Below are 1,018 nucleotides of genomic sequence, written 5' to 3' on the forward strand. Positions count from 1 at the left end.
TCTATGAGTTTATCTGAATTTGATGAATTACTGATAAATAATGAAGTAACTGCTGTATAAAAAGCAATACCTATATTTTGAACCATTCTTTGTGTAGCTCCAGCAGTACCTTGCATATCTTGAGATACAGTTCCCATTATTGCTGAAGTATTAGACGGTAGGAAAAAACCTCCTCCTATACCATATATTAGTAATAATAAGCTTATTGTCACTGGATTTAATATATATTGTAATAATCCTAGGCTTGTATATGCCACAATCATAATAATTAGTCCTGTAGTCATTAATACAATATTGCCAATGCGAGAAATTAATTTACCAGATATTTTTGAAGTAAGTACTAATCCTAAAGGAGAAGTAAGGTTAACTAATCCTATTTGCCAAGATGAAAGATGATTAATCTTTTCTAAAATATATGGAGGAATTATAAAACCTAAAGATGTTGTACCTCCAAATACAAATATTGCAAATATTGGAGATGAAAATGATACATTCTTGAATAAACGTAAATCGATGATAGGATGATTTGTTTTTAACTCCCATATAATAAATAGGCAAAAAGAAACAATAAAGATTAGGAAATTGCCATATACTGATATATTAAAAATTGAGTGATAAGACCAAGATGTTAAACTTATTAATAAACAAAAGATAGATAGAAATAATAATGAATTTCCACGTATATCTAAATGGATAGACGTACTTTTTTGCTCTTTAATATATCTTTTTAAAAATAAACAGCCGATTAAACCGATAAATATAAAGGGAATATTGATCCAGAATATCCATCTCCAATTACCTACAGATATTAAAAGACCTCCAATACTTGGACCTAAAACAGGACCTATTCCTAATAGAATACTTAACGTTCCTAACGCAGAACCTTGTCTATTTTCAGGAATGGTTGTAGTAATAATAGCCGTAGCAGTGCCTTGTAACATTGCCGCACCTATACCTTGTAAACCACGAAAAACGATTAATTGTATGACGTTGTTTGAAAAGCCGCATAAAATAGAAG

The 1,018-nt window shown here is 30.0% G+C and carries 1 protein-coding gene; it reads right to left on the reverse strand.

What is annotated here, in order from left to right; all coding sequences use genetic code 11:
* Positions 1–1,018: MFS transporter (locus EII23_RS11995; protein WP_124793551.1), on the reverse strand; the 1,018-nt coding region annotated here is incomplete at both ends.

The organism is Desulfovibrio sp. OH1186_COT-070 (genome assembly GCF_003860215.1).
In the GTDB taxonomy this organism is placed as follows: Bacteria; Desulfobacterota; Desulfovibrionia; order Desulfovibrionales; family Desulfovibrionaceae; genus Desulfovibrio.